We start from the raw sequence: 24,670 nt of genomic DNA on the forward strand, positions 1-24,670 counted from the left end.
AAAATCCTTTTACGACACCCATTATAGCACCGTTTATATCCCTGGACAGGCAGTTGATTAAAAAAATTCTTTCCGTTGACGCTCCTTTCGCCCCAGTGATAAAGTAACCCTTGTAGATATTTTCCAAGAGAGGAATTGGTTACGCGATGCATAATACAGCAGCCCATCGGATTGATCGCCATCGTCATATGGTTATGGTGTCGGTACAACTGCATACTGCGGATTGCGTAACCCTCCTGATGTGATTTTCCCGTCCCTCTGAAAGATTGACGGCGCATCGGTTACGCACCTCGTAATCGTGCGCCTTTTTTGGCTGTTCGGCCTCTCTGCGGGTTCGTTTGTCCGCTGCTCAGGCACGAAGGGTCATGCTCCGCCCTGGCTGGGGGAGCTGAAGGCATATCGCTTACGAGCGGTATGTCTTTTTTTATTCGTGATCTGTGATTTGTGAAAAAAGGAGTTGATTATCCCCCATGTTGATCGTATTAAAAAAATTACGCTGGTTTTTCGCCGCCCACTGGAAACGATATACCTCCGCCATCCTGCTGCTCACGCTCGTCGGCGTGCTCGATGTGATTCCGCCGAAGCTGATCGGCTACTCCATCGACGGCCTCCATCAAGGCACGCTGTCCGGGATGCAGCTGTACCGCGTGATCGCCTCCTGGGGAGCGCTGACAGTCGTCGGCTACTTGCTGACCTATGTTTGGATGTACCAGCTGTTCGGCGGCGCCTTCGTGCTGGAGCGCTCCCTGCGGTCGGGCTTCATGAAGCATCTGCTGCGGATGACGCCGACGTTCTACGAGCGCAACCGGACCGGAGACTTGATGGCGCGGGCGACGAACGATCTTCGCGCCGTGTCCGTGACGGCCGGCTTTGGGATTCTGACGCTGATCGATTCCAGCCTGTTCATGCTGACGATCCTGATCACCATGGCGTGTCTCATCAGCTGGAAGCTGACGCTCGCCTCTCTGCTGCCGCTGCCGGTCATGGCGATCTTGATGCAGCAGTTTGGCTCCCGCATTCACGAGCGCTTTACGGCGGCTCAGGACGCCTTCGGCGTGATGAACGACCAGGTGCTGGAGACGATCGGCGGCGTGCGTGTCATCCGCGCTTTTGTGCAGGAGCACGCCAGCCAGAGCCGCTTCGGCAGCATTACCGCCGATGTGAACGAGAAAAACACGCAGGTCGCCCGCATCGACGCCCTGTTCGAGCCCACCATCAAGGTGCTGGTCGGGATCAGCTACCTCATCGGCCTGTGCTACGGGGCGTATCTGGTGTTTCATTCCGAAATCACGCTCGGCGAGCTGGTTTCGTTCAACGTCTTTCTCGGCATGCTGATCTGGCCGATGTTCGCCATCGGCGAGCTGATCAACATTATGCAGCGCGGCAATGCCTCGCTCGACCGCGTTAACGACACACTGGCGTATGCGCCGGACGTTGTAAGCCCTGCAGAGCCGGAACCGGTGGCGTCGCCGGAGCGAATCGTCTTCGACCGCCTCACCTTCCGTTACCCCGCTTCGACCACGGACAATTTGTCCGACCTCTCCCTCCTGCTGAAACGCGGGCAAATGCTCGGCATCGTCGGACGGACCGGCAGCGGCAAGACGACGCTGCTGAGGCAGCTGCTGCGCGAGTATCCGCCTGCGGGTGCCGGATCGCTGACCATCGAGGGCGTCCCGGTCGACCGGCTGTCGCTCGATCAGCTGCACGGCTGGATCGGATATGTGCCGCAGCAGCCGGTGCTGTTCTCGAAGACGATCCGCGAGAACATCCTGTTTGGCGGCCCGGAGGGCGCCGGCGAGGAGCAGCTGCAGCAGGCGCTGGAGCTGGCCTCCTTCGGCAAGGACGTCCAGTTTCTGCCGGACGGTCTGGAGACGCTGGTCGGCGAGAAGGGCGTCGCCCTCTCCGGCGGTCAGAAGCAGCGCGTGTCGATCGCCCGGGCGCTGATTGCCAATCCGGAAATTTTGCTGCTGGACGACGCCCTCTCCGCTGTGGATGCGAAGACCGAGGTCGAAATCCTGAGCGGCATCCGCCGGGAGCGTGCGGGCCGGACGACGCTGATCACGACCCACCGGCTGTCTGCGGTGCAGCATGCCGATTGGATCATCGTGTTGGAGGACGGCCGTATCGTGGAGGAAGGAAGGCACGAGCAGCTGCTGCAGCTCGGCGGCTGGTACAAAGCGCAGTACGACCGGCAGCAGCTGGAAGCGGCGCTCTAAACTTTTTAAAGAAATGTAGGTGAATATTTCACTATGACTGCTAGGAAGAAAAACACAGGCCTGCGCCTGTTTCAATATGCGTTGTTGTTTCGAAGGCCGATTCTGCTTGCTCTCGTGCTGCTGTCGCTCGCCGTCTGCGCCGAGCTTGCGGGTCCGTACATTGCGAAGCAGATGATCGACCGTAACATTCTTGGGATTGAGTACCCTTGGTATGAGACCGCCGGAGCTGGTGAGAATCAGGATAAGAATGCTGTCTTGTATGACGGCAAACGGTACAAACGAGCGGACCATTGGAAAGCTGATGAAGCCAAGGGGCCGGAGGTGCGCGTGCTGCAGGTGGGACGCAGCTATTATTTTGTGGGGGAGCCGCTTCGATTTGACGGCACGCGCAGTGTGAACGGCGGTGTACTGACTGTGAGCACTAGCGGACAGCAGGCCGATTACTCCGTGCAGAAGCTGAGTCTGGAGGAGCTGTATGCCTTTTACCGGCCGGAGTTTCGAACGCTGCTCCTGCTCGCGGCCAGCTGCTTTGGGCTGATCGTGCTAAGCGCCTTGTTTACGTATGGGCAGCGGTATTTGCTGCAAACGTCCGCCAACCGGATCATCGCCCGGATGCGAACCGACGTGTTCGCCCATGTCCAGCGGCTGCCGATCCACTACTTTGATAACCTCCCCGCCGGCAAAGTCGTCTCCCGGATCACCAACGATACGGAATCCGTCCGGGAGCTGTATGTCGCGGTGCTGGCGAACTTTTTTTCCGGTACGATCTACATGATCGCCATCCTCGGCGCCTTGTTCCTGCTCGATGCCCGTCTTGCGCTGCTCGCGCTGCCGATGCTGCCGATCACCTATGTGTGGATTATCGTGTACCGACGTTTTGCCGCCAAGTATAACCATGAGATTCGCTCACGGCTTTCCGACATTAACGCCATGATCAATGAAGCGATTCAGGGGCTGCCGATCATCCGGGCCTTCCGCCGCCAAACGCATACACAGGAGGAATTCAAGCGGCTCAATCGGGAGCATTTCGCGTTTCAAAATAAGCTGCTCAGCCTCAATTCCATTACCTCGCACAATCTGGTGAACGTGTTTCGCAATGTGATTTTTATCAGCGTGATCTGGCTGTTCGGCGCCGGCTGGCTAGGGACGCTGGTGACCGTGGGCGTGCTCTACGCATTCGTGGATTATATGAACCGCATGTTTCAGCCGATTGTCGGGATTGTCAACCAGCTGAGCAACCTCGAAACGGCGATGGTGTCTGCCGAGCGGGTATTCGAGCTGCTGGACGAGGATGGCACCGATGTGGCGACCGGCCGGCTTGAGCGCTACCGCGGCGATGTATCGTTCGAAGGCGTCCACTTCGCCTACAAAGCTGACGAAAAGGTGCTAAAGGACATCACCTTCGGGGCAAAGCAAGGGGAGACCGTAGCGCTCGTCGGCCATACCGGCTCCGGCAAAAGCTCGATTCTGAACCTGCTGTTCCGCTTCTACGACCCGCAGCAGGGCTGCATTCGGATCGACGGGCGAGATATCCGCGACATCCCAAGACAGCTGCTCCGCCAGCATATGGGCATCGTGCTGCAGGATCCGTTCCTGTTCACCGGCACGATCGCCTCGAACGTTAGCCTTGACGACCCGGCTATTTCCCGGTAAAAGGTGGAGCAAGCGCTGCGCGACGTCGGCGCCTACGATATGTTCGCCGCCCTGCCGGGAGGCCTTGACGAGCCGGTCATCGAAAAAGGCAGCACACTGTCCGCCGGCCAGCGGCAGCTCATCTCCTTCGCGCGGGCGCTGGCCTTCGATCCGGCGATTCTGATCCTGGACGAAGCGACCGCCAGCATCGACACCGAGACCGAAGCGGTCATCCAAGCCGCGTTGGAGGTGCTGAAGAAAGGCCGTACCACCTTCGTCATCGCCCACCGGCTGTCGACCATCAAGAACGCGGACCAAATTCTGGTCCTCGACCACGGGCGGATCGTGGAGCGCGGCAGCCACGATACACTAATGCAGCTCCGCGGCCGGTACCACCAGATGTACCGCCTCCAGGCAGGCGAGACGATCACAGCTGCCGAAGCCAGTGCACCAGCAGCCGCTCCCGCGGCGAGAAAAGCGCTCGCTTAGCGAAGCTGGCTGGCTCATCGCGATCAGACACGCTAACTTCAAAACCCAGCCTCTGTCCATTGAGAGCATCTCATGGTCACGAGGCTGGGTTTCCTATTTTCATCGCGCCTCTAATCTCGGCTAATCTCCGCCAGCTTCAAAACCGTGTCCCAGTTCCGCGTAGTCGCAGCGGCCCCCAGCTTCTTCTCCAGAAACGTATTGGAGAACTGCGACCGGCCATAGTTTCCACGGCAAAGCACATACACGTCCTTGCCACGAACCTGGAAATCGTCCACCTCGTTTCGATAGGACTCCAGCTTCTGAATCGCCTCCAGCGCAGGCGGCTGGGCCAAAAACGTAACATACACCTTCTCGCCCTCCCGCAGCTGGCTCACCTCAAAAGGACAAACCCGGATCGCCTCTTCAAGCTCCGTCAGCGATCGGACGATCACGGGCACCGCATAGCCCAGCGCCTGCTTCAGCATGTCCTCAATCGACGCACGAAGCTGCTCGGCGTCCGTCTCCGCCGCATCAAACATCACATTGCCGCTTTGAATGTACGTTCGCACGTGATGGAATGGCATGGACTCGAACATCGCCTTCAGTGCATCCATCTTTATGATCTTTTGCCCGCTGACATTAATGCCGCGCAGCAATGCAATATACTGGAGCATGATATCCCTCGCTTCACACCTTACGACTTTTGCCGATAAAATAAGCTTTTCCACTTTGTTTGGCGAACGCTGACTACCTTTGTCACCCTTGCAGGGGAATGGATTTTGGCAGCGAATATTTTCTTCAAAATGATTCTTCAAGGAGGTTGAAGACGATGTATACGACGAGGGAAGCCGCCCAAGCCTTGAATGTCAGCCCCACAACAATTAAGCGGTGGGCATCTCATTTTCAAAGCCGGTTTTCAAAGGATGACCAGGGACATTATGTCTTCACGGATCACGACCTGGAGGCGCTCAACTTTATTAAAGAGCAGCTGGAAAAACGGCAGATCCTAAGCCAAATCGTCCTGGAGGAGGACCAAAGCCTCGCCGCCACTCCTTCCGCTGTTTCTCCATCACCAGCGCTATCGCCCGTTCCGCCGTCCGCTCCGGCAGCATCCACAGCCGTCCAAGCATCCGAACCCCAATCCGCAGCCATTCATCCTCCCAACCCTGCACCGCAGCTGAACGACGCACTCCGTGAGCTTACAAGACGGCTTACCCGAGTGGAATACAGCCTGTCGCAAAAAGCCGAAGATGTCGTCACCCTGCAAATTCTGGAGCACCGCAATGAAATCGATGAATTGTCCAAGCAGGTCAAAATCCTGTCTCAAAGCCTGGAAGGCATGCAACGATCGTTAACGTCCCTCCTTCATCAGGCCGAAGTCGCCGCCTCGATCGCCTCGATGCCCAAACCGCCCAAGCGCAAAAGCATGCTGGCGAGCCTGTTCCAGCTATGATCTCAAAACAACATCCCAAGTCCTAAGCCCATGTTCCACTGGCCTCCCCATCGAAACATGGGCTTAAACATTTGGCGCCAGCAGCAGCCGCTATTTACGCTTACTCTGCAAATCCAACAAATATAAATTGCCCCGATCCTTCTCCTTAAAGTCCGTACAAAACGCGATATACCGGTCATCATTACTAAAGCACGGATGAGCATGAACAAAATTCGACTTCATACTGGACTGGTGCCGGAAAATCGGCTCAAAATCGGCTTCCCCCTTCGATGCATCCACGTGCAGCAGGCTGAGGAAATCGTTCCCGTCCGTGACGGTCATCTGCAGGTTATTCGACATGCTGCTGTGACCCGCCTGCAGCCCTCGCAGGCACTGATAATACGTGTCGTCCGTTCCATCCAAATTCATGGATCCCCAGGTATGGCCGATATTTTTGAACTTCTCATGCTTATCGATCTTGAAAAACTTCCCGTGATACGCAATCCGTTTCCCATCCGGAGTATAATACTCATGCGTCCGATGCTCGTTCGGCTGCTCTGAGCCCAGCGCGCCCCCCTTTGTGCCGTCCAAATTCGTATGCCAGATCCGATGATTCGTGGAAAAAAACCCCCGCGCGCAAAAAATTACATGATCCGGGTCCGTCGGACTGCACTGAATATGGTCGATCTCGAAGCTGCGATCCAGGATTCGGCTCCATTCGCCGGTAGCCAAATGGATTTTGAACATCCGGAACAGCTCGATGGTACGTTCATCCTGATCGTTGCCGAGATACGAGTAAGGAAACCTATAGCTCGAAAGCAAGTAGGCGCCGTCACAGGTAACCGCAATGGACGCACACTTATGGGAAGCCTTGTAAATCAGCTTTTGCTCGAAGGTCTTGATATGTACGCTTTTCATTTGCCGCCCGTTCGTGTAGTACAGCGTGTCCCTCGGCTTATCGAAGTAAGCATGTGAAATGTGAATTCCATGTTCATCCGTCAGCTGAGTGTACGTCCCCTCCAAAAACCGCAGCAAATAAAAATTTTCCACCCCGTCGCGAACAGCCGATATGACCATGCTCTCGTTGTCGCTGCAAAAGCAGTTGCTCGTAAAATACATAATCCGGTTGCCGTCCTGCTCCAGCGGTTGAATCACGGTATAGCCGAATTCCGGATCGGTCCACTGGGTAACCTGTCCTGTAAACGATTGCCCGACAGCCATGGTGCGCCCCCTCATTGATAAATGATCAAGTACGAATTCCCCTTCTCCTCCGGTCTCTTTTTCAGTGATCTCTTTTACCGAATTGACTTGATTATAGCAACAGCTGGGATTGTCTTACAATAAGCACATCCCCGAGCTCCTCTGCATTTTATATAGTAGAAGCTATATAGAAACGAGGTGATCGGACATGGCCGGTCCCAAAGCTGTACGCCGTCCTCCCGATTTAGTTTTGATCCGTTGGACGGGTTCCCCGCGCCGCATTGCTGCGTTTCGCATCATCGGCAGCGCAGACCCTTGCCGCAGTACGCTCGTAATCGGCGGCCTGCTTAGCCGTGCTTTAGGCTGCTTTTTAGACGACTTTCGAATCGTCTACCAAAAGCAAACCTCCGTCGGTAACGGCTATTTACTGCTTCAGCGCTTTCGAAATGTTTAATTAGGGGCAGCGATCGAACTCGAACTGCTCCTTTTTTATTTCTGCGAAGGAACGATGAAAACACCAAAAGAGCACCGGCTCTTATGCCGATGCTCTTTTGGGCTTCTTATCTTAGGATTTTAGCAATATGGAGCCTGCTGGTAATGCCGTACCCTTATCGACCGCAACGACTCCGATGCCAGGGATAAACACGACCCTTGTATCATCGCTAACATGAGTATAGGTACCAGGAACATAAAGGCCATGGATTAAGGTGTTCGTTATGCCATCGATTACAGTGTAAGGGGGTGGATTTCCCGTCTCGGTTGCGGCGTATATGGCACTCGGAGCCATTAAGCTTGAACACGCGACAAGCAAAAACAATTTTGCTTTCAAGGATTTCATACTCCATCACACTCCCAACGGTAAGATTGGATGTAACTATACAGATCTTATGTTATTTTTTGGGAAAATAGTCGCATAAAAAAGAGGCCCTCCAACGGGGAGGGCCTTAAGGTGTATATATTAAAAAGGGGGTCTTGTTGGTTATCATAGCTTAGAAACATGTTAAAACCGTAACAGTAATATTTCAATTGTGTAACATTTTTGAAAGCGCTACTCATTTGTACACCCTCCACTCGAAAATCGATGATAAACCTTCTCAAACGAATGAAAATACCTCTCAAACCATTGAAAAACCCTCTCAAATTCCTGAAAATCGCTCTCAATTAAAGTATTTGCTAAAATTCAGACCTTGACGTACAATAGCGTTGCAAGAGATTCATGGAAAGGTCAGGTGAAAGCAATGTACGACTATCATCATCTTCACCATGTCAAGGAGCAGACCCGATCGAAGAAAACGTTATGGATCACGCTGATCCTGACTTCATTTTTCACCATTGTAGAAATCATTGGCGGTTTAGTCTCCAACTCGCTCGCCCTGCTCTCCGACTCGGCCCACATGATTTCCGATGTGATCGCCCTTGGCCTCAGCATGATCGCCATTTATTTGGCAACAAGGCCGCCAAATGCGAGGTTTACCTTCGGATTTCTGCGGTTTGAAATTATCGCATCCTTCTTGAATGGATTGGCGCTTGCCATCATCTCTGTGGGAATTTTCGTAGAAGGGATCCGCCGCTTTGTCCAGCCGGAGGCGATCAACTTCAAGCTGATGCTGATCATCGCCTCCATCGGCTTCGTCGTCAACCTTGTGCTTACCTTGGTGCTCAGCCGCAGCATGAAGGAAGAAGAAAACCTCAACGTGCAAAGCGCCCTTTGGCATTTTTTAGGGGATCTACTCAGTTCGGCCGGCGTTATCGTATCAGCAATCATCATCTATTTTACCGGCATTCAGTGGGTCGATCCGCTGATCAGTATGGTCATTGGGGGCATCATCTTCATCGGGGGCGTCAAAATCATTAAAGAATCGTACTTGATTCTCATGGAGTCCGTACCGGAGCGCTTCAACCTCGATGAAATCCGACAAGCCATCCGGCAAGTGGAAGGCGTAGAGAACGTGCATGAGATGCACCTCTGGGCCATTTCGACCGATCATTATTCCTTGACTGCGCACGTGTTCATCGACGATAAAATCCAGCCGTACTGCATCATTCTGGGGATCAATGAAACACTGAAGACGAACTTCGGCATCGAGCACTCCACCATTCAGATGGAGAACGCAGACATTCATCCGCATGGCGAATACGGCAAAGAATTTCTCCGCAACCGCAAAGACATCGCACCACAAGGCTAATCAAAAGAAAACCTCCGAACCGGAGGGTGTGTCATACCCCATCAACGGTTCTGGAGGTTTTTTCTGTCCATAACTACAAAAGCTTACGCTCGCTCGTACCAGTAGCCTGTAACGCCTTTTTCCAAACGCATCAGCGCTTCCAGGTAATAATAGTCGCCCCAGATCATGTAGTCATCCGGCGCATTGCCTGCCCGGACGCTGTAGGAGCCATGCTCCAGCAGACCCTCCGCCTCCGGCTGACCGATGGTAGCGTAATTGTTCACCAAGGAGGTCATCGAACGCTGCAGCCCATCCTCGAGGAAGGCCCGCTCCGGATGATCCGCCGGCAGATGGGACAAGAGCTCCAGCAGTCCGGCCGAGGTGATCGCCGATGCTGAGCTGTCCCGCTTCGTCTCCGCGTTCACCGGTGCATCGAAATCCCAGTACACCACATCGTCTTCCGGCAGGCGCTCCAGGAAGTAGCGTGCCAAGCGGAGCGACGTCTCCAGGTACTGCGGATTTTTCGTGTAATAGTACGACAAAGCAAAGCCATAAATCCCCCAAGCTTGGCCGCGAGTCCAAGTGGAGCCGTCCCCATAGCCTTGGTGCGTCCCGCCGCGGAGCGACTCCCCGTTCTCCGGATCGAAGTAGAACGTGTGGTACGAGGAATCGTCGCCACGCACTAGGAAGCGGCGCGATTTGTCGGCATGAATGATGGCCACATCGCGATAGGCGGTATTGCCGGTTTGCTCGTAAGCCCAATACAGGAGCGGCAGATTCAGCATGCAGTCGATAATGATCCGCCCGCCGTTTTTCTCGTCCCCTTCTCTACCCCAAGCCTGGATGTACCGGCCCTTCGGACGATAGCGAGCCATCAGCTTGTCCGCAGCCTCAAGCGTCAGCTGCTTCGCCGCTTCATCCTGTTCAAGGATCCATTGCGCCTTGGAGGACAGCGAATAGAGAAACCCGATATCGTGATGATCGAGCGCCTTGTTCTCATCCATCCGGTTGCGGAAGCTCGCCACCGTTCGCTCAGCGGCCTGCTTAAAGATGTCATCCTGCGTGTACTCATAGCACAGCCACAGCATGCCGGACCAAAAGCCGTCGGTCCACTCGCTGTTGGCATTAAGCAAATACTTGCCGTCTTTGCTGACATGCGGGAACAAAACGCCGTACCGCTCAATGTTCGCTCTTGTTTTTTGTACCGCGTCTTCAATCGCCTGTTTCCATAAACTCATATGTCTGCACTCCTTAGAGAATAGGATGGGATGATGATTATGACATTGCCGCGCCAGAAGGCCTCTGCCCTGTGGACATGCGCTGGATAAGACGCAGCGGGATGCGTATTTCCTGTTGCTCCAGCAATTGGTCGTGGTCGTCCGTGGAGTCGCCATCGGCCTGCTTGAGCCGGTTTTGCTCGCCAAGCTTCAGCAGCATTAAGCGCATGGCCAGCTGAGCCTGCTCATGGTACGGAATAGCGACCGTCGTCAGGGTCGGGTAGCACACCTGCGAGATGGGATCGTTGTTGATCCCGACAAGCTGCACATCCTCCGGAACCCGAAGCCCGCGCTTCATGACCGCCGACATCACGGTAAACGCATCAAAATCGTCAAAGGCCAAAATGCCCGTCGGCTTCCCCGGCTCTACCTGCAGAAGCTGCTGATCGAGCAGCTGCTCCAAGCCCACTGCCCCGTCTCCGGAGATCAATTCGGCCGTCACCGGCTCGGCCAGCCGCCGGACTCCCTCTTCGAAGCCGATTCGGCGCTGCTGATCCGTGGCATGGGCTCTTGCCTTGCCGACATAATACAGCCTGCGGCAGCCGTAGTCGTACAAATGCTGCACCGCCTCGATACACCCGCCTGCAAAATCCAGGTTCACTGCCCCCGCGGCCAGATCGCTCGGCCAACCCCAGCCGTTGAACAGCACCAGCGGCGTCCCGTCGCCCACAATCCTGCGCGTCGCCTCCGTCGTCATCGCCAGCCCATGGCAGAACAGCCCGTCCACCCTGCGCTGAAGGAGCACGTCCAGATGACGCTGCTCGATTTCGGGGTCGAAGCCCGCGGCCGAGAACACGGACAGATGGTACCCATACGTATGCGCTTTCCGCTGCATCTCTTCGGCGAAGCGGCCATAATAACCGCTAAAGCTCGGCACCAGCATTCCCAGCTCGTACGACTTGCGGCGGCTCAGATTGGCAGCCATCACGTTGCGGCGGTACCCGAGCCGCTCGGCGGCTTCTTCGACCTTGCGGATCGTGTCCTCTGACATCGGCACATTGCGGCGGTTGAGCACATTAGAGACGGTCGCAATCGACACGCCGGCGGCTTCGGCAATATCAACGATGGTGATCTGACGATTTTTACTCATGCAGCAGGAGGCCCCTTTACTTCTAAAATCAACAATTGAAACGTTTAAATAAAGTGTATACTTTACCACTCGCCACGTCAACCGAATTCTTTTTTCGCCTGCGCAAACTAAAAAAACCAACCTGCTTCACATTGGAAGCGGTCAGTCTTTCGCTTGTTTCATACGCTTATGATGAAGAAAGTCGGTCACCTTTCTCACGTTCGGCTCCGAGACCGGCAAAAGCTTATTGCTGTCCCCTTCAAAATAGATCGACCGACGCTCCCGATGGTAGCCTGCAATGCGATCCAGTCGAACACTGTACGAACGGTCTACTTTGGTAAACGACAGGCTCTGATACGCCTTGGTTAGCTGATCAAGGGACGTAGGAACAATGAAGCGCTCGCTGAGCGTATGGACGGTGATCACATTATTGTGCGTTGTGAAATAAATAATATCGTCGTCTCGAAGCTCATACGCTGAGCTATCCTCCCGAAGCACCCGCATGCAGCCTTCCCTCCGCTCTTGATCGATTGCCAGTCGCGAAACGCCGTCTAAGGAAAACTTCAGACTTTTCATTTTCAATATACTTAGATTTCTGTACGTTGACAAGTCAATAGTTCATCAACCCTATATTAAAAAAATAAACCTCTCCCCCTGCCGAAGCAGGAAGAAGAGGCTGCAGCCCGGATTACATTCCGAGCCATTTTTTGAACAGGTGCTTCGTTGTATCGAGGTTCATCGCTGCGATCGAAGTCGTCAGCGGAATGCCTTTCGGACAGGAACGAACGCAGTTCTGCGAGTTGCCGCAGCCCTCAATACCGCCGTCCTCCATCAGGGCTTCCAGACGCTCCGCCTTGTTCATCTCACCTGTTGGGTGCGTGTTGAACAAGCGCACTTGGGAGATCGCCGCCGGTCCGATGAACGTCGTTTTGTCATTGACGTTCGGGCAGGACTCGAGGCACACGCCGCAGGTCATGCATTTGGACAGCTCGTACGCCCATTGACGCTTGGACTCTGCCAGACGCGGTCCAGGACCCAGGTCGTACGTACCGTCGATCGGGATCCATGCTTTTACCTTTTTCAAGGCAGTGAACATGCGCTCACGGTTGATGACCAAGTCGCGCACAACCGGGAAGGTCGACATCGGTGCGATGCGAACCGGCTGCTCCAGCTTGTCGATCAGAGCGGAACAAGCCTGACGCGGCTTGCCGTTGATGACCATCGAGCAGGCTCCGCACACTTCCTCCAAGCAGTTCGACTCCCAGCATACGGGAGTGGTCTTGCCTCCGCTCGCGTTCTTCGGATTACGCTGAATTTCCATCAGCGCGCTGATCACGTTCATGTTCGGGCGGTAAGGTACCTCGAATTCCTCCGTGTATGGCTTGCTTTCCGGGGAATCTTGGCGGGTGACGATAAACTTCACCATTTTGTTTGCAGTCGCAGTAGCTTCGGCCATGATCAAGCACCATCCTTTTTCTTATCGGTCGAATAGTCGCGCTTCCGAGGCTTAATCAAGGATGTATCGACGTCTTCCCATTCGATCTGCGGGCCATCTGGCGTCCATTTGGCCTTTGTGGTCTTCAGGAACTCTTCGTCGTTACGCTCTGGGAACTCTGGCTTATAGTGCGCGCCGCGGCTCTCGTTACGCAGCAAACCGCCGAGTGTCATCGCGTGTGCCAGCTCGAGCATGTTCCACAGCTGACGGGTATACGCTACACCCGGGTTATTGAAGCGAGCGGAGTCGTTCACGTTAATCTTGTGCCAACGCTGCTTCAGCTCGTTGATTTTATCGATTGTTTGCTCCAGGTTCTTGTTGTAGCGAACAACCGTCATGTTGTTGTTCATCCAGTCGCCCAGCTCTTTACCAAGCACATAAGCGTTCTCGTTGCCGTCCAGCTTCAGGATGCTTTCGTAACGGTCCGTATGCTGCTTCTTATAGCGGTCGAATACCGAGGAGGAAATATCATCGGCATGCTTCTTCAAGCCTTTGATATACTCGATCGCCTTCGGACCGGCCACCATACCGCCGTAGATCGCGGACAACAGGGAGTTTGCGCCCAAACGGTTTGCACCGTGGTATTGATACTCGCACTCGCCGGCTGCAAACAGCCCTGGAATGTTCGTCATTTGGTTGTAGTCGACCCACATGCCGCCCATGGAGTAGTGAACCGCAGGGAAAATCTTCATCGGAATTTTCCGCGGGTCGTCGCCCATGAACTTCTCGTAGATCTCGATGATGCCGCCGAGCTTCACGTCCAGCTCCTTCGGATCCTTGTGGGACAGGTCGAGATAAACCATGTTCTCGCCGTTGATGCCGAGCTTCTGGTCTACGCAGACGGAGAAAATCTCGCGCGTCGCAATATCCCGTGGTACCAGGTTTCCGTAAGCAGGGTATTTCTCTTCCAGGAAGTACCAAGGCTTCCCGTCTTTATACGTCCAGATCCGTCCGCCTTCACCGCGCGCCGACTCGGACATCAGACGCAGCTTGTCGTCTCCCGGAATCGCCGTCGGGTGAATTTGAATGAACTCGCCGTTGGCATAGTATACGCCTTGCTGATACACGGCGCTGGCAGCCGTACCGGTGTTGATAACCGAGTTCGTCGTCTTACCGAACACGATCCCCGGGCCACCCGTCGCCAGAATGACAGCATCCGCGGAGAAGGTGTTGACTTCCATGCTGCGCAGGTCTTGTCCGGCAATCCCGCGGCATACGCCGTCGTCGTCAATGATCGCGCCCAGGAATTCCCAGTGCTCGTACTTCTTCACGAGGCCTGCCGTTTCCCAGCGGCGTACTTGCTCATCCAGCGCATACAGCAGCTGCTGACCGGTAGTAGCACCAGCAAACGCCGTACGATGATATTGGGTTCCCCCGAAACGACGGAAGTCCAGCAAGCCTTCCGGTGTACGGCTGAACATCACGCCCATCCGGTCCATCAGGTGGATAATGCCAGGAGCTGCTTCACACATCGCTTTGACGAGCGGTTGGTTAGCCAAGAAGTCGCCGCCGTATACGGTGTCGTCAAAATGCTCCCACGGGGAGTCGCCTTCCCCTTTTGTATTAACAGCTCCGTTGATCCCGCCCTGGGCGCAAACGGAGTGAGATCGCTTCACAGGCACCAAGGAGAACAGGTCTACGTGAACTCCAGCTTCTGCAGCCTTTACGGTGGCCATCAGACCCGCCAAACCGCCACCGACTACAATAATCTTCGATTTCGCCATATTCGTCCGCCCCCTTAACCTTTCGCTACTTGCGGCAGCTGTCCGAACTCAGAGCCCGAGAACGCTGCAAAAGACATAATGAACATAATGGACATCAGGATAAAGACGCCCAGCCAGATGTACGTCGACACCCGTTGTGCGCGAGGCCCTACAGTAATGCCCCAGCTGACAAGGAACGACCACATGCCGTTGCTAAAGTGGAAGACCGCAGCCAGGATCCCGATACAGTACAAGACGCCATAGAATGGAACGGTCGCAATTTCGTGCATGCGAAGACCGACTTGATCCTGAGGCAAGCCGAGCGCTACTTGCAACCGCGTTTGACTGAAGTGCCATACGACGAAAATAAACGTGATCACGCCGGTGACCCGCTGCAGCATAAACATCTGGTTGCGGAAGTAACCGTAGTTCGACACGTTGTTCTTAGCCGTATAAGCCACATACAATCCGTAAATGGCGTGGTAGGCGAGTGGAAGCCAAATGCCCACAATCTCCAGCAGCAGGACCAGCGGAAGCTCATGCAGCCAGTTAACGGATTTTAGAAAGCCTGCGTGCCCGCCTTTGACGGCAGAATAGTTCGTAAGCAGGTGCTCGATCAAGAAGAAGCCGACCGGAATGACACCAAGCAATGAATGCAGCTTTCTGGAGTAATACGAGTTTTTAAACATTGAACTTCATTCCCCCCTTAATTAAGGCTTGTCACGGTCCGTAAAACCATTTACCATTGTACCCCCGCATATGGGGAGCGTCAACACAAAACACTACGATTATTTTCCATGGATCGACAATGTTTTATACAGTAAACGGCAAAATATGTGAACAATGAGTGACATATACATACTACTCCTGTTTCACTTATAATGGAAGTGCTGATTATTTATAATCACTTATGCTTTTGGTGCATAACAAGGCGTTCGAGAACGGTATAGAGGAGCTGAGGATCCCATGGAATGGATCGATGTATTTACCGCTGTCGTGGAGCAAAAAAGCTTGAACAAAGCCTCGCAGCTCTTGAATCTTTCGCAGCCGGCCCTGTCTCGGAAAATCATGCGGCTGGAGGAAGAAATGGGCGTCGAGCTGTTCAAGCGAAAAGGCAAGCGCCTGGAGCTCAGCCGGGCGGGAGAAATCTGCTACGAGTTCGCCTTGGAGCAAAAGCGTTTGGAACGCAAGCTGCATCAAGCGCTGCAAGCCTTTAAAGAGGGCAATGCGCCGTCCAGCATCGTGATCGGTGCGAGTCTGACCACGCTACAATCCACCCTTCCCGATCTCATTACCATTTATACCCGCGAATACCCCAATACCGACATCAAGGCCGTTACCGGAAAAACGCATGAGGTCGTGCCGCTCGTCAAGGAAAAGAAAGTGAACATCGGGCTCGTCGCTTCCAAAATCGATGACCCCGCACTCACGTGTGTGCCTTTATTTGACGATCCGCTTTGCCTGGTGCTTCCGCTGAAGCATCCCTTCGCCGATGAAAGCACGCTCAGCATTCAAGACCTGCATGACCTGCCTATGATTTTATTTTCCCGGGGAACCTGGTACCGGGTGCTGATGGACGAGATGTTCCACCGCTGCGGCGTCCATCCCGATGTGAAGATGGAGATCGACTCCTTCGAGGCGATCATTCGTCTCGTCTCTACCTGCGAAGCGGCAACCCTGCTCCCCGAGTCGTATTTACGGCGCACTCTAATGGAGGACAACCAGCTGATCGTGCGCTTCATTCCTGAGCTGGAACAAACCAAAAGAACGACCTCCCTGCTGTTCACAGAGGATGCCGTTCATGAGCCGTCGATCCGGCGGTTTATCGATAAAGCGGTGTCGCATTATCAGGCGAAGTTTCCACCCGGCTGAAACCGGGACTAGCTCTTCTCGATCAGCCCTAGCTTGCGTGCCGCGTATGCGGTTGTGCCCGCTTGAAGCACGATGGTCAGAAGCACGGCCATGAACGTGACGGCGGCGATCACATCGGCGTATTTGACCCCTAGTCCCGCCACCATCCCGGACAATGCCGCCGGAATAACGCCGGTTTCGCGCACCCAGAACATGAAGAGGATCTCCTTCCAGGTCCAGTCGGCTCTTCGATCCGGCAGCGCCGAAGCGAGTACGGTCAGCGGCCGCGCAATCAACATAAAGACGGCGATCACCCCAAGGCTCGGCCATAAATAATTGATAATCACCTGGAAATTCACCTGGCTGCCCAGAAAAATAAAGATCAGCATGCGCATGAGCACCGTCAAATTTTCCATAAAATGACCCATTTCATGCAGCTTGTCCTCTAGCTCTATTTTGAACAAATCGATGTTCCCCCAAATGAGTCCGGCGGTGAACGTCGCCATAAAGCCGCTAACATGAAATACGTCCCCAAGCCAATACGCGCCAAGTGAAGTGACGACCAGAGCAATGGTGGCATAGTCCCGCAAAAAGCCGATTCTCAGATGGGCTGTGATGAAGCTGAATATCATCCCGATACCGACACCAACGAGAATGCCTCCGATCGCGGTCAATAAAAACTCCGTGATTCCCGAAGTAAGCGAAAGTGCCTGCCCGCCGGTGATGACCGCAAGTACGGAGAACGTCAGAATCGATCCGGTCGCATCGTTAAAAGCCGATTCGCTTTCGACGGTTTCCCGCACTTTAGGCCGAATCTTCACCTGCTTGAAGACCGGGATTAATGTCGCCGGATCAGTGGATGCGATGATTGCTCCCAGCAGCACCGCATAAAGCGTGGGAATCCCAAGAAGCGAATGTGCCGCATATGCCGTCATCGCACAAGTGATCAAGACACCCGGAACGCTCAACAGCGACACCGTAATCCATACCTTCTTCAAGCCGGACAACCGGATGTTGCGACCGCCGTCGAATAAAATCAACGTCGAGCCGACAGTCAGAATAAACTGGTTCGTAAAGGAGCTGCTCGATTCGTGCACCAAATGTAAGACGGGTCCAATCAATATCCCCGCTACCAAAAAAAGCGCAACGTCTGGCAGCCTCAGCCAGCCCGCCACCTTCCCGAACAGCATTCCCAAAGCAAGAATGAATACGATTAAAAAAAGCACATGGTCCATCAGCGCTGCATTTTCCATTCCGAGCCTCCCGTGACCTAAACCATGGTTTTGTACGTGCTAATGAAGTCGGATGAGAACTGGATTATCGGTTCACCTCGTGCTCGAACGATTCGACCTGCTCATTGGTTCCAATCACAACCATGATGTCGCGCTCCTCTACCCGGTCGGAAGCCGTCGGAGCAATGATGACTCCGCCCTTCTTATTGATAGCTACTACGCTGCAGCCGAATCTCGCCCTGGGATTCAGATCCTCCAAGGTACTGCCCGAAAGCCGCTTTGGCACCGCCAGCTCGGCAATGGTATAGTCATGGGATAATTCAATATAATCCAGCAAATTTGGAGATGCCAGCTGATTCGCCACCCGAACGCCCATATCCCGCTCCGGAAAGATCACCCGGTCGACGCCGATTTTTTCCAGCACCTTCCCGTGAAGCTCGGAAAGCGCCTTGGCAACAACCATTTTCACCCCGAGTTCCTTGAGTAAGATGGCGGCCAAAATACTTGCTTGAATGTCATCTCCGATCGCTACGATGGCACAATCAAAATTGCGCAGCCCTAAAGAACGAACCACCTCTTCATCCGTCGCATCCGCTACGACCGCGTGGGTCAGCTTCTCGCTCATTTGGTCGACGGATTCCTCATCCTTATCAATGCCTAACACTTCAAAACCAAGACTCACCAACTCGGAAGCCAGACTGGAGCCGAATCTTCCCAAGCCGATCACTGCATATTGTTTGCCTTTCATTCGTGCTGCCCCCTATCCAATCGTAATTTTCCCCTCAGGGTATCGATAGAGCTCCTTCTCCGCCTTCGGCCCCAAAGCATAAGCCAAGGTCAACGGACCTAGCCGTCCTGCGAACATCGTAAAAATAATCATCATTTTGCCGAACTCCGACAGGTCCGATGTCAACCCCAGCGTCAAACCTACCGTTCCAAACGCCGAGGTCACCTCGAACAAAATCATCAGCAGTGAATGGTCTTCCGTGGTCGACAACAGCATCGTAACGAAAATGACCAAAAAGAGCGCGACCATCGTCAGCGTAATGGCCTTCAGAATCCGATCCTTCCCTAACCGATTATGAAACAGAACAATATCTTCCTTGCCCCGAATCATAGCCAGCATCGCGCCGATCAGCGTAGTAAACGTCGTCGTCTTGATCCCGCCGCCCGTCGAGCCGGGTGATGCCCCGATAAACATGAGGAGGACCATGAAAAATTGCGACGCTTGCCTTAGCGCCCCCAAGTCCACCGTATTGGCTCCGGCTGTCCGCGGCGTCACCGATTGGAAGAATGCGGCCAGAATTTTGCCGTACCAGTTCAAGGAGCCGAGCGTCTTCGGGTTCGTATATTCGAACACATAAATGACGATTGCTCCGATTAAAATGAGCGCACCCGTCGCACTGAGCACGACCTTGGAATGCAGCGACAGCCGCTTATTTTTCTTGTAATCCATCAAATCAGCCATCACGATAAAGCCAAGACCGCCCAAAATAATCAGTCCCATAGACACGACATTCACAATAAAATCATCCGCATAAGAGGTTAGGCTGCTGAACGGCCCAGTGATCGGACCAAACAAGTCAAAGCCGGCGTTATTGAAAAACGAAATGGCATGCCAGATCCCGTAGTAGATTGCTTTACCCGGTCCCAAATCAAAGGACCATCGAATCGAGAAAATAATGGCGGCCACCAGCTCAATCGTGAGCGAATACGCAATGACCTTGCGGATCAGCCGTACAATGCCCTCCATGCTGCCCTGATTCATCGCTTCCTGCAATATCAGCCGCTCCTTGAGCGAAATTCTTTTTTTCAGCATAAAGGCAATCAGCGTTGCCATCGTCATAAAACCGAGACCGCCCACCTGAATCAGCGTAATGATGACGATCTGCCCGAAGAACGTGAAGGTGGAGCCGGTATCGACAACTACCAAGCCGGTTACACAGGTCGCTGAGGTGGCGGTAAACAACGCGTTTAGAAATGACAGCGGAGTACCGGTCGATGCGATTGGCAGCGTAAGCAGTCCTGCACCGACGAGAATTATGGCGGCAAAGCCGATGACCAAAATTTGCGGCGGCGTGAGCTTAATTTTTTTTAGGGATGAATTCATTATGCTGCACCTCGTATGTAAGAACTGACATTTCCCTCGGTCTCATGTTTCCCTCGATTCCTATAAGAAATTCGGTTTCACTCCATTTCATCTGAAAATTGGTTCTATGGCTTCATTGGAATTGTGACAAGCATGTATGCTAATTTTAAGGAATACACTGTAAAGATCCTAACTATTGCTGAAGGAGCCTCTCATGCGGAAAAGACTCTCTGAACCATCGCTGCTGATCATGGCTGTCATCGGACTCATTATGTATTTGGGCGTCGCTTTTCTATCCCCTTATCTCGGTAAAGGGGACCGGGTGGATGAAGAAACGGAGGCGCAGCCGGCCATCAGCAAGCAGCAGGCGGCGGATGCCGCTTTGCAGTTCGCGCGCAGCCGATTCCAGCTGTCCACCGACACGGAAACAAACACGATGTTTCAGTCCTACACGCTCCGCAGCGGCTACTTGCAGAAAGAACATCTATACGAGAAATATACGAAGCAATTCGGCGAGCGTTTCCCCTTGGACTATTACGAGGTAGAGATTAATGACCGCAGCACGGGCTTGAATTATTTTATCGCGGTCAACTTTACGTCCAAGCAGATCATCGGCTGGGAAAGGAATAAAACGGCCACCTCCAAAGCCAGCACCGTCAGCTCCGGAGAAACGGATACCGGCAAGCTGGTGGCGCAAGCGATGAAGGACATGGGATATGCACCGGACGACTTTGTCAAAAAGGAGGATACCGGAAGCACCGTCACGCCGGGCGGCCTGGCTTATGAAAGCAAGACGGTGCGGCTTGGCGATGCGCGGTTAACACTCGTCCTCAAGCTGGGCGACGGTCAAGTGACGGCCTTCCGTCCCGCCTTCACGGTGCCGCAATCGTTTATCGCGTGGCAGGCTGCGCAGGATGACCAAGCCACCCTCATGACGCGGGTCAGCATGCTGCTGTCGCTTTTTATGGGAGCTGCGGCCATCTGGATCGTCATTCGCTATCGCCGCGAAATTCGGTTCCGAACGGGTCTTATCTTGACGCTTGTTTTCTTAGCGGTCTACATCGCCAACAACTTCAATATGACGCCGGCCTTCCGGACCAGCCACGGCAGCGGTCCAACCGATATGAACATGATGATTTATTTGTGGTTCGTCAATATTTTTGTCGTGCTCATGGGATTGTCGGCGTACTTCTCGATGATCGCGGGACAGAAGCTGTGGCATGATCAGGGCTTTCCATCGTGGCCTCGTTGGAGAGAGGCATCGTTCGGTGCTCATGTGAAGCTGGCTACTGCGCGGGGCTACTTGATTTGTTTATTCATTCTCGGTCTGCAGCAGGTGCTGTTCCTGGCCGCCGGTGAAGTATTCGATGTATGGGCCGTCAGCGATCCGGCCGATTCGGTGTACAATATGATTTATCCCGGGCTATTTCCGCTGATGGCATGGGCCGCCGCCATTTCGGAGGAAGCGATCTACCGGTTCCTCGGCATTGCCCTCTTCTGGAGGCTAACCCGCAATCGATTCCTTGCCGTGCTGCTGCCCAGTATCATCTGGGCGATGAGCCATACGCAGTACCCGATCTATCCCGTGTACACCCGTCTGGTGGAGGTCTCGGTGATCGGCCTGGTATTCGGCTGGACGCTGCTGCGCTACGGCTTCCTCACGGCGCTGTTCGCCCATGCAGCCATGGACAGCATCCTGATGGGACTGTCGCTGATGTATATGGGCAGCGTACAGCACGCGATTACCGGGGCCGCTTATCTGGTGATCCCGGCGCTGATCGGGTGGCTGATTGCGCGGTTTCACGGCTACACTCGCGCTGTGCGCGAATAGGCCCATGCCGTCAAGCCCCTGCCTGACAACATGGGCCTCGGCCCTTGGAATATAAACTCGGCTTACAATGTTTCCTCCGATGCAGATGCAAACGCATCGACATCGGTCTCAGTTTCAGCCTCAGCTGCTTCTGCCGGCGCCTGTTCCGAACCGTTGAGCGCCTCCAGTATTTGCGAGGCCAGCTTCGCCCCAATCCCCAGAGGCTTGAAGTCTTCGACTTCGGCCTCTTTGATTTTTTTCAGCGAGCCAAAATGCTTCAGCAGCGCCTTCCGCCGCTTCTCGCCGATGCCCGGAATCGCATCCAGCTGCGACACCGTCATCGACTTGGCGCGCGTCTCCCGGTGGAAGGTGATCGCGAAGCGGTGAACCTCCTCTTGAATGCGCTGCAGCAAGTAAAATTCCTGGCTGTCGCGCGGAATCGGAACCACCTCGGCGGGATCGCCCATCAGCAGCTGCGCCGTCTTATGCTTGGTGTCCTTCGCCAAACCGCAGACCGGGATGAACAGCCCCAGCTCGTTCTCCAGCACATCGACCGCTGCCGCAATATGGCCTTTGCCGCCGTCGATTACGACAAGGTCGGGCATCTGCAGCCCTTCCTTCAGCACGCGCTCGTACCGCCTCCGCACCACTTCCCGCATCGTCTCGTAATCGTCCGGCCCTTTGACGGTGCGGACTTTGTACTTGCGGTATTCCTTCCGGTCCGGCTTGCCGTCGGTAAACACGACCATCGCCGACACCGGATCGGAGCCTTGAATGTTCGAGTTATCGAACGCCTCTATCCGGTGGATGACGCCGGTGCCGAGCCATTCGCCGAGATTTTCCACCGCTTTGACCGTCCGGCTCTCATCCCGCTCGATCAGGCGGAACTTCTCCTCCAGCGCCACACGGCCGTTGTCACAGGCCATGTCCACCATGTTCTTCTTCAGCCCTCGTCGTGGAACATGAACCTTGACCTTCAGCCAGCTCTCCAGCGCTTCTTTGACGTCGGTCTTGACTTCAGCCGGCTCCGATTCCGACTCCGCATGTGCGACAGCTTCCTCCGAAGCGGCTGCCGTCGACTCTGCCTCCTCATCCGCAGGCAGAAAGATCTCCCTCGGCAGCGCCGGATTGTCGCTGTAATACTGCGTCACGAACGACAAGAAATCGTCGTAGGCTTCCCCGTAATACGGGAACATCGTCGCATGCCGCTCGATCAGCTTGCCTTGACGCATGTACAGGATTTGGACGCACATCCAGCCCTTCTCTACGGCGAAGCCGAACACATCCCGATCCACGGTATCCATCGTATTGATCTTCTGCTTCTCCATCACCGCGTCGATATGGACGATTTGATCCCGCAGCTCCTTTGCGCGCTCGAAGTTCAGCTCCTCCGCCGCCTCCTGCATTTTGCGGGTCAAATCCTGCTTGATCTCGTCGTGCCCGCCATTGAGGAACCGGCTGATCTCCTGCACCATCTTGTCATACGTCTCTTGCTCGACCTCATATTCGCACGGCGCGACGCATTGGCCCAGATGATAATAAAGACAGACCCGGTCCGGCAGCGTCTTGCATTTGCGCAGCGGATACAGGCGGTCCAGCAGCTTTTTGGTTTGCTGGGCCGCGAATGCGTTCGGATACGGGCCGAAATATTTGCCTTTATCCTTCAAAATCCGGCGCGTGACCTCCAGCCGCGGATGCGCCTCGTTCGTAATTTTGATATACGGAAACGATTTGTCATCCTTCAGCAGCACGTTGTAGCGCGGATGGTGCTTCTTGATCAGGTTGCATTCCAAAATGAGCGCTTCTACATTGCTGGCCGTCACGATATATTCGAAATCGACGATTTCGCTGACTAACACCTGCGTCTTCGCCGTATGACTTCCTGTAAAATAAGACCGGAGCCGGTTGCGCAGCACCTTGGCTTTGCCGACATAAATGATCGTGCCTTCCCGGTTTTTCATCAGATAACAGCCAGGCTTCTCCGGAACAAGCGACAGCTTGGTCTTGATGGCTTCCAGCGTCTTTTTCCGGTCCTGCTCGTGCTCCCCGCCAAAGACGGACATCTGCCTCTCCCCTTTTTCACAAATAAAAAAAGCTCTTTTCCAGCATACCAGAAAAAGAGCTTTTTCTCCTCACCTTATTCGTGTGGCAAATTATTGATGGCGGCTCAGCACATTTTTCAGCGCGTCCTTGGATTGGAAGCCAACCACCTTATCTACCGGCTGCCCGTCCTTGAACACGATCAAGGTTGGGATGCTCATTACGCCGAAACGGGAAGCGGATTCCGGATTGTCATCCACGTTCACCTTTGCGATTTTCACATTGTCGCCCATCTCTTTATCCAGCTCTTCCAAGACCGGAGCGATCATTTTGCAAGGACCGCACCATGGTGCCCAAAAGTCTACAAGCACGGTTCCAGTGCTTTCCACTTCACCCGCGAAGGATTGATCAGAAACGTTCACGATAGCCATGAGTCATATCTCCTTTTCACAGAAAACGTCGTAGTATAAAGTCAACATGTAAAGTATACCACAATAAGCCCCGTTTTCAACCGCGCCAAAGTTTGCACAATTGTCACTTTCGCATCCTTTACAATTATCTGAGAAGTTGGGTATACTAAGCATAATTGAATTGACAACTGGATCGGTCGCACCGACAGCACAGTTGCAATAGACCTGGATTGCCTTAAGGAGGAACCATCTCATGAACGACCCTAAACACCCGGAACTGCACGTATACGAGGAACAACGCGATGATCTTATGGATACGGCAATGGGCTTCGGTGTCTTTTTTGGCATCTTGTTCGTGATCGCTGTAGTAGCGACGATCATTACGATCGTAGTGAAATAAGGTTGCTTGTTCAGGTAAGGAAGGTCTTATCCGCTCTCGGGTAAGGCTTTTTTTGTATAGTAGGGTAAGACGAGGGATTACTCCCTCGGACTCCCCGTCAAACCGTGCATGCGGATTTCCCGCACACGGCTTTCCTTTGTCAGTTCCCCATCTTCAGGAGCGAGTCGTCTTCACCCGTCGC

The 24,670-nt window shown here is 54.1% G+C and carries 20 protein-coding genes and 1 pseudogene; 8 read left to right on the top strand and 13 right to left on the bottom strand.

From position 1 onward, the window contains the following. The first annotated feature begins 470 nt into the window (after window positions 1-470). Both FPZ49_RS31080 and FPZ49_RS31085 read left to right on the top strand, forming a co-directional pair. Complete coding sequence (locus FPZ49_RS31080; protein ID WP_144854233.1) at window positions 471-2,216, top strand: ABC transporter ATP-binding protein; 1,746 nt, start codon at window positions 471-473, stop codon at window positions 2,214-2,216. 33 nt (window positions 2,217-2,249) lie between these two features. Next, window positions 2,250-4,337: pseudogene (locus FPZ49_RS31085) on the top strand (ABC transporter ATP-binding protein). Window positions 4,338-4,447: 110 nt separating this feature from the next. Here FPZ49_RS31085 and FPZ49_RS31090 read toward each other — a convergent pair. Continuing rightward, window positions 4,448-4,990: a DUF1697 domain-containing protein gene (locus tag FPZ49_RS31090; RefSeq protein ID WP_144854234.1), complete on the bottom strand. Its 543-nt coding sequence runs from the start codon at window positions 4,988-4,990 to the stop codon at window positions 4,448-4,450. 155 nt (window positions 4,991-5,145) lie between these two features. Here FPZ49_RS31090 and FPZ49_RS31095 point away from each other — a divergent pair, with 155 nt between their 5' ends. Then, window positions 5,146-5,769, top strand: coding sequence for a MerR family transcriptional regulator (locus FPZ49_RS31095; RefSeq protein WP_186446210.1), 624 nt, complete (start codon window positions 5,146-5,148; stop codon window positions 5,767-5,769). 90 nt (window positions 5,770-5,859) lie between these two features. On the opposite strand, the gene FPZ49_RS31100 is transcribed toward FPZ49_RS31095, so the two are convergent. After that, window positions 5,860-6,969: an oligogalacturonate lyase family protein gene (locus FPZ49_RS31100; protein ID WP_186446211.1), complete on the bottom strand. Its 1,110-nt coding sequence runs from the start codon at window positions 6,967-6,969 to the stop codon at window positions 5,860-5,862. 187 nt (window positions 6,970-7,156) lie between these two features. Between FPZ49_RS31100 and FPZ49_RS31105 the strand changes: the two genes are divergently transcribed. Then, on the top strand, window positions 7,157-7,402 hold the full coding sequence (locus tag FPZ49_RS31105) for a hypothetical protein (RefSeq protein ID WP_144854237.1): 246 nt from the start codon (window positions 7,157-7,159) through the stop codon (window positions 7,400-7,402). 784 nt (window positions 7,403-8,186) lie between these two features. Then, a complete protein-coding gene (locus FPZ49_RS31110; RefSeq protein WP_144854238.1) occupies window positions 8,187-9,134 on the top strand; it encodes a cation diffusion facilitator family transporter in 948 nt (315 codons plus the stop codon). Window positions 9,135-9,217: 83 nt separating this feature from the next. Here FPZ49_RS31110 and FPZ49_RS31115 read toward each other — a convergent pair whose 3' ends face one another. The 6 genes from FPZ49_RS31115 to FPZ49_RS31140 form a co-directional block, all read right to left on the bottom strand. Continuing rightward, window positions 9,218-10,351, bottom strand: coding sequence for a glycoside hydrolase family 88 protein (locus tag FPZ49_RS31115; RefSeq protein WP_144854239.1), 1,134 nt, complete (start codon window positions 10,349-10,351; stop codon window positions 9,218-9,220). Window positions 10,352-10,388: 37 nt separating this feature from the next. Next, window positions 10,389-11,480 carry a LacI family DNA-binding transcriptional regulator gene (locus FPZ49_RS31120; protein ID WP_144854240.1) on the bottom strand — a complete coding sequence of 364 codons (1,092 nt, stop codon included), beginning with the start codon at window positions 11,478-11,480 and terminating at the stop codon, window positions 10,389-10,391. A 141-nt stretch (window positions 11,481-11,621) separates the two neighbouring features. After that, a complete protein-coding gene (locus FPZ49_RS31125) occupies window positions 11,622-12,035 on the bottom strand; it encodes a LytTR family DNA-binding domain-containing protein (RefSeq protein ID WP_186446212.1) in 414 nt (137 codons plus the stop codon). A gap of 112 nt (window positions 12,036-12,147) precedes the next feature. Continuing rightward, the gene (sdhB, locus tag FPZ49_RS31130; RefSeq protein WP_144854242.1) at window positions 12,148-12,915 is read right to left on the bottom strand and encodes a succinate dehydrogenase iron-sulfur subunit; all 768 of its coding nucleotides are present in this window, start codon (window positions 12,913-12,915) and stop codon (window positions 12,148-12,150) included. Between the two features lie 2 nt (window positions 12,916-12,917). Further along, window positions 12,918-14,678, bottom strand: a complete 1,761-nt coding sequence (gene sdhA, locus FPZ49_RS31135; protein ID WP_144854243.1) for a succinate dehydrogenase flavoprotein subunit — start codon at window positions 14,676-14,678, stop codon at window positions 12,918-12,920. Window positions 14,679-14,692: 14 nt separating this feature from the next. Continuing rightward, window positions 14,693-15,346, bottom strand: coding sequence for a succinate dehydrogenase cytochrome b558 subunit (locus tag FPZ49_RS31140; RefSeq protein WP_144854244.1), 654 nt, complete (start codon window positions 15,344-15,346; stop codon window positions 14,693-14,695). 277 nt (window positions 15,347-15,623) lie between these two features. On the opposite strand from FPZ49_RS31140, the gene FPZ49_RS31145 reads away from it, so the two are divergent. Beyond that, window positions 15,624-16,529, top strand: coding sequence for a LysR family transcriptional regulator (locus FPZ49_RS31145; protein WP_144854245.1), 906 nt, complete (start codon window positions 15,624-15,626; stop codon window positions 16,527-16,529). Between the two features lie 8 nt (window positions 16,530-16,537). On the opposite strand, the gene FPZ49_RS31150 is transcribed toward FPZ49_RS31145, so the two are convergent. The 3 genes from FPZ49_RS31150 to FPZ49_RS31160 all read right to left on the bottom strand — a co-directional run bounded on the left by FPZ49_RS31150 (window position 16,538) and on the right by FPZ49_RS31160 (window position 19,850). Beyond that, window positions 16,538-17,761, bottom strand: coding sequence for a cation:proton antiporter (locus tag FPZ49_RS31150; protein WP_144854246.1), 1,224 nt, complete (start codon window positions 17,759-17,761; stop codon window positions 16,538-16,540). A gap of 64 nt (window positions 17,762-17,825) precedes the next feature. Further along, a complete protein-coding gene (locus FPZ49_RS31155; RefSeq protein ID WP_144854247.1) occupies window positions 17,826-18,488 on the bottom strand; it encodes a potassium channel family protein in 663 nt (220 codons plus the stop codon). Between the two features lie 12 nt (window positions 18,489-18,500). Next, window positions 18,501-19,850, bottom strand: a complete 1,350-nt coding sequence (locus tag FPZ49_RS31160; RefSeq protein ID WP_144854248.1) for a TrkH family potassium uptake protein — start codon at window positions 19,848-19,850, stop codon at window positions 18,501-18,503. Window positions 19,851-20,043: 193 nt separating this feature from the next. Here FPZ49_RS31160 and FPZ49_RS31165 point away from each other — a divergent pair, with 193 nt between their 5' ends. After that, a complete protein-coding gene (locus tag FPZ49_RS31165; protein WP_144854249.1) occupies window positions 20,044-21,660 on the top strand; it encodes a CPBP family intramembrane glutamic endopeptidase in 1,617 nt (538 codons plus the stop codon). Between the two features lie 62 nt (window positions 21,661-21,722). Here FPZ49_RS31165 and uvrC read toward each other — a convergent pair whose 3' ends face one another. Together uvrC and trxA are read right to left on the bottom strand one after the other, a co-directional pair. Then, entirely contained in the window at window positions 21,723-23,702 is a 1,980-nt protein-coding gene (uvrC, locus tag FPZ49_RS31170) for an excinuclease ABC subunit UvrC (RefSeq protein WP_144854250.1), read from the bottom strand. 90 nt (window positions 23,703-23,792) lie between these two features. Next, complete coding sequence (gene trxA, locus FPZ49_RS31175; RefSeq protein WP_144854251.1) at window positions 23,793-24,110, bottom strand: thioredoxin; 318 nt, start codon at window positions 24,108-24,110, stop codon at window positions 23,793-23,795. Between the two features lie 232 nt (window positions 24,111-24,342). Here trxA and FPZ49_RS31180 point away from each other — a divergent pair, with 232 nt between their 5' ends. Next, complete coding sequence (locus FPZ49_RS31180; protein ID WP_144854252.1) at window positions 24,343-24,489, top strand: YqzM family protein; 147 nt, start codon at window positions 24,343-24,345, stop codon at window positions 24,487-24,489. Window positions 24,490-24,670 lie beyond the last annotated feature (181 nt).

Source organism: Paenibacillus cremeus (assembly GCF_007786445.1).
In the GTDB taxonomy this organism is placed as follows: Bacteria; Bacillota; Bacilli; order Paenibacillales; family NBRC-103111; genus Paenibacillus_G; species Paenibacillus_G cremeus.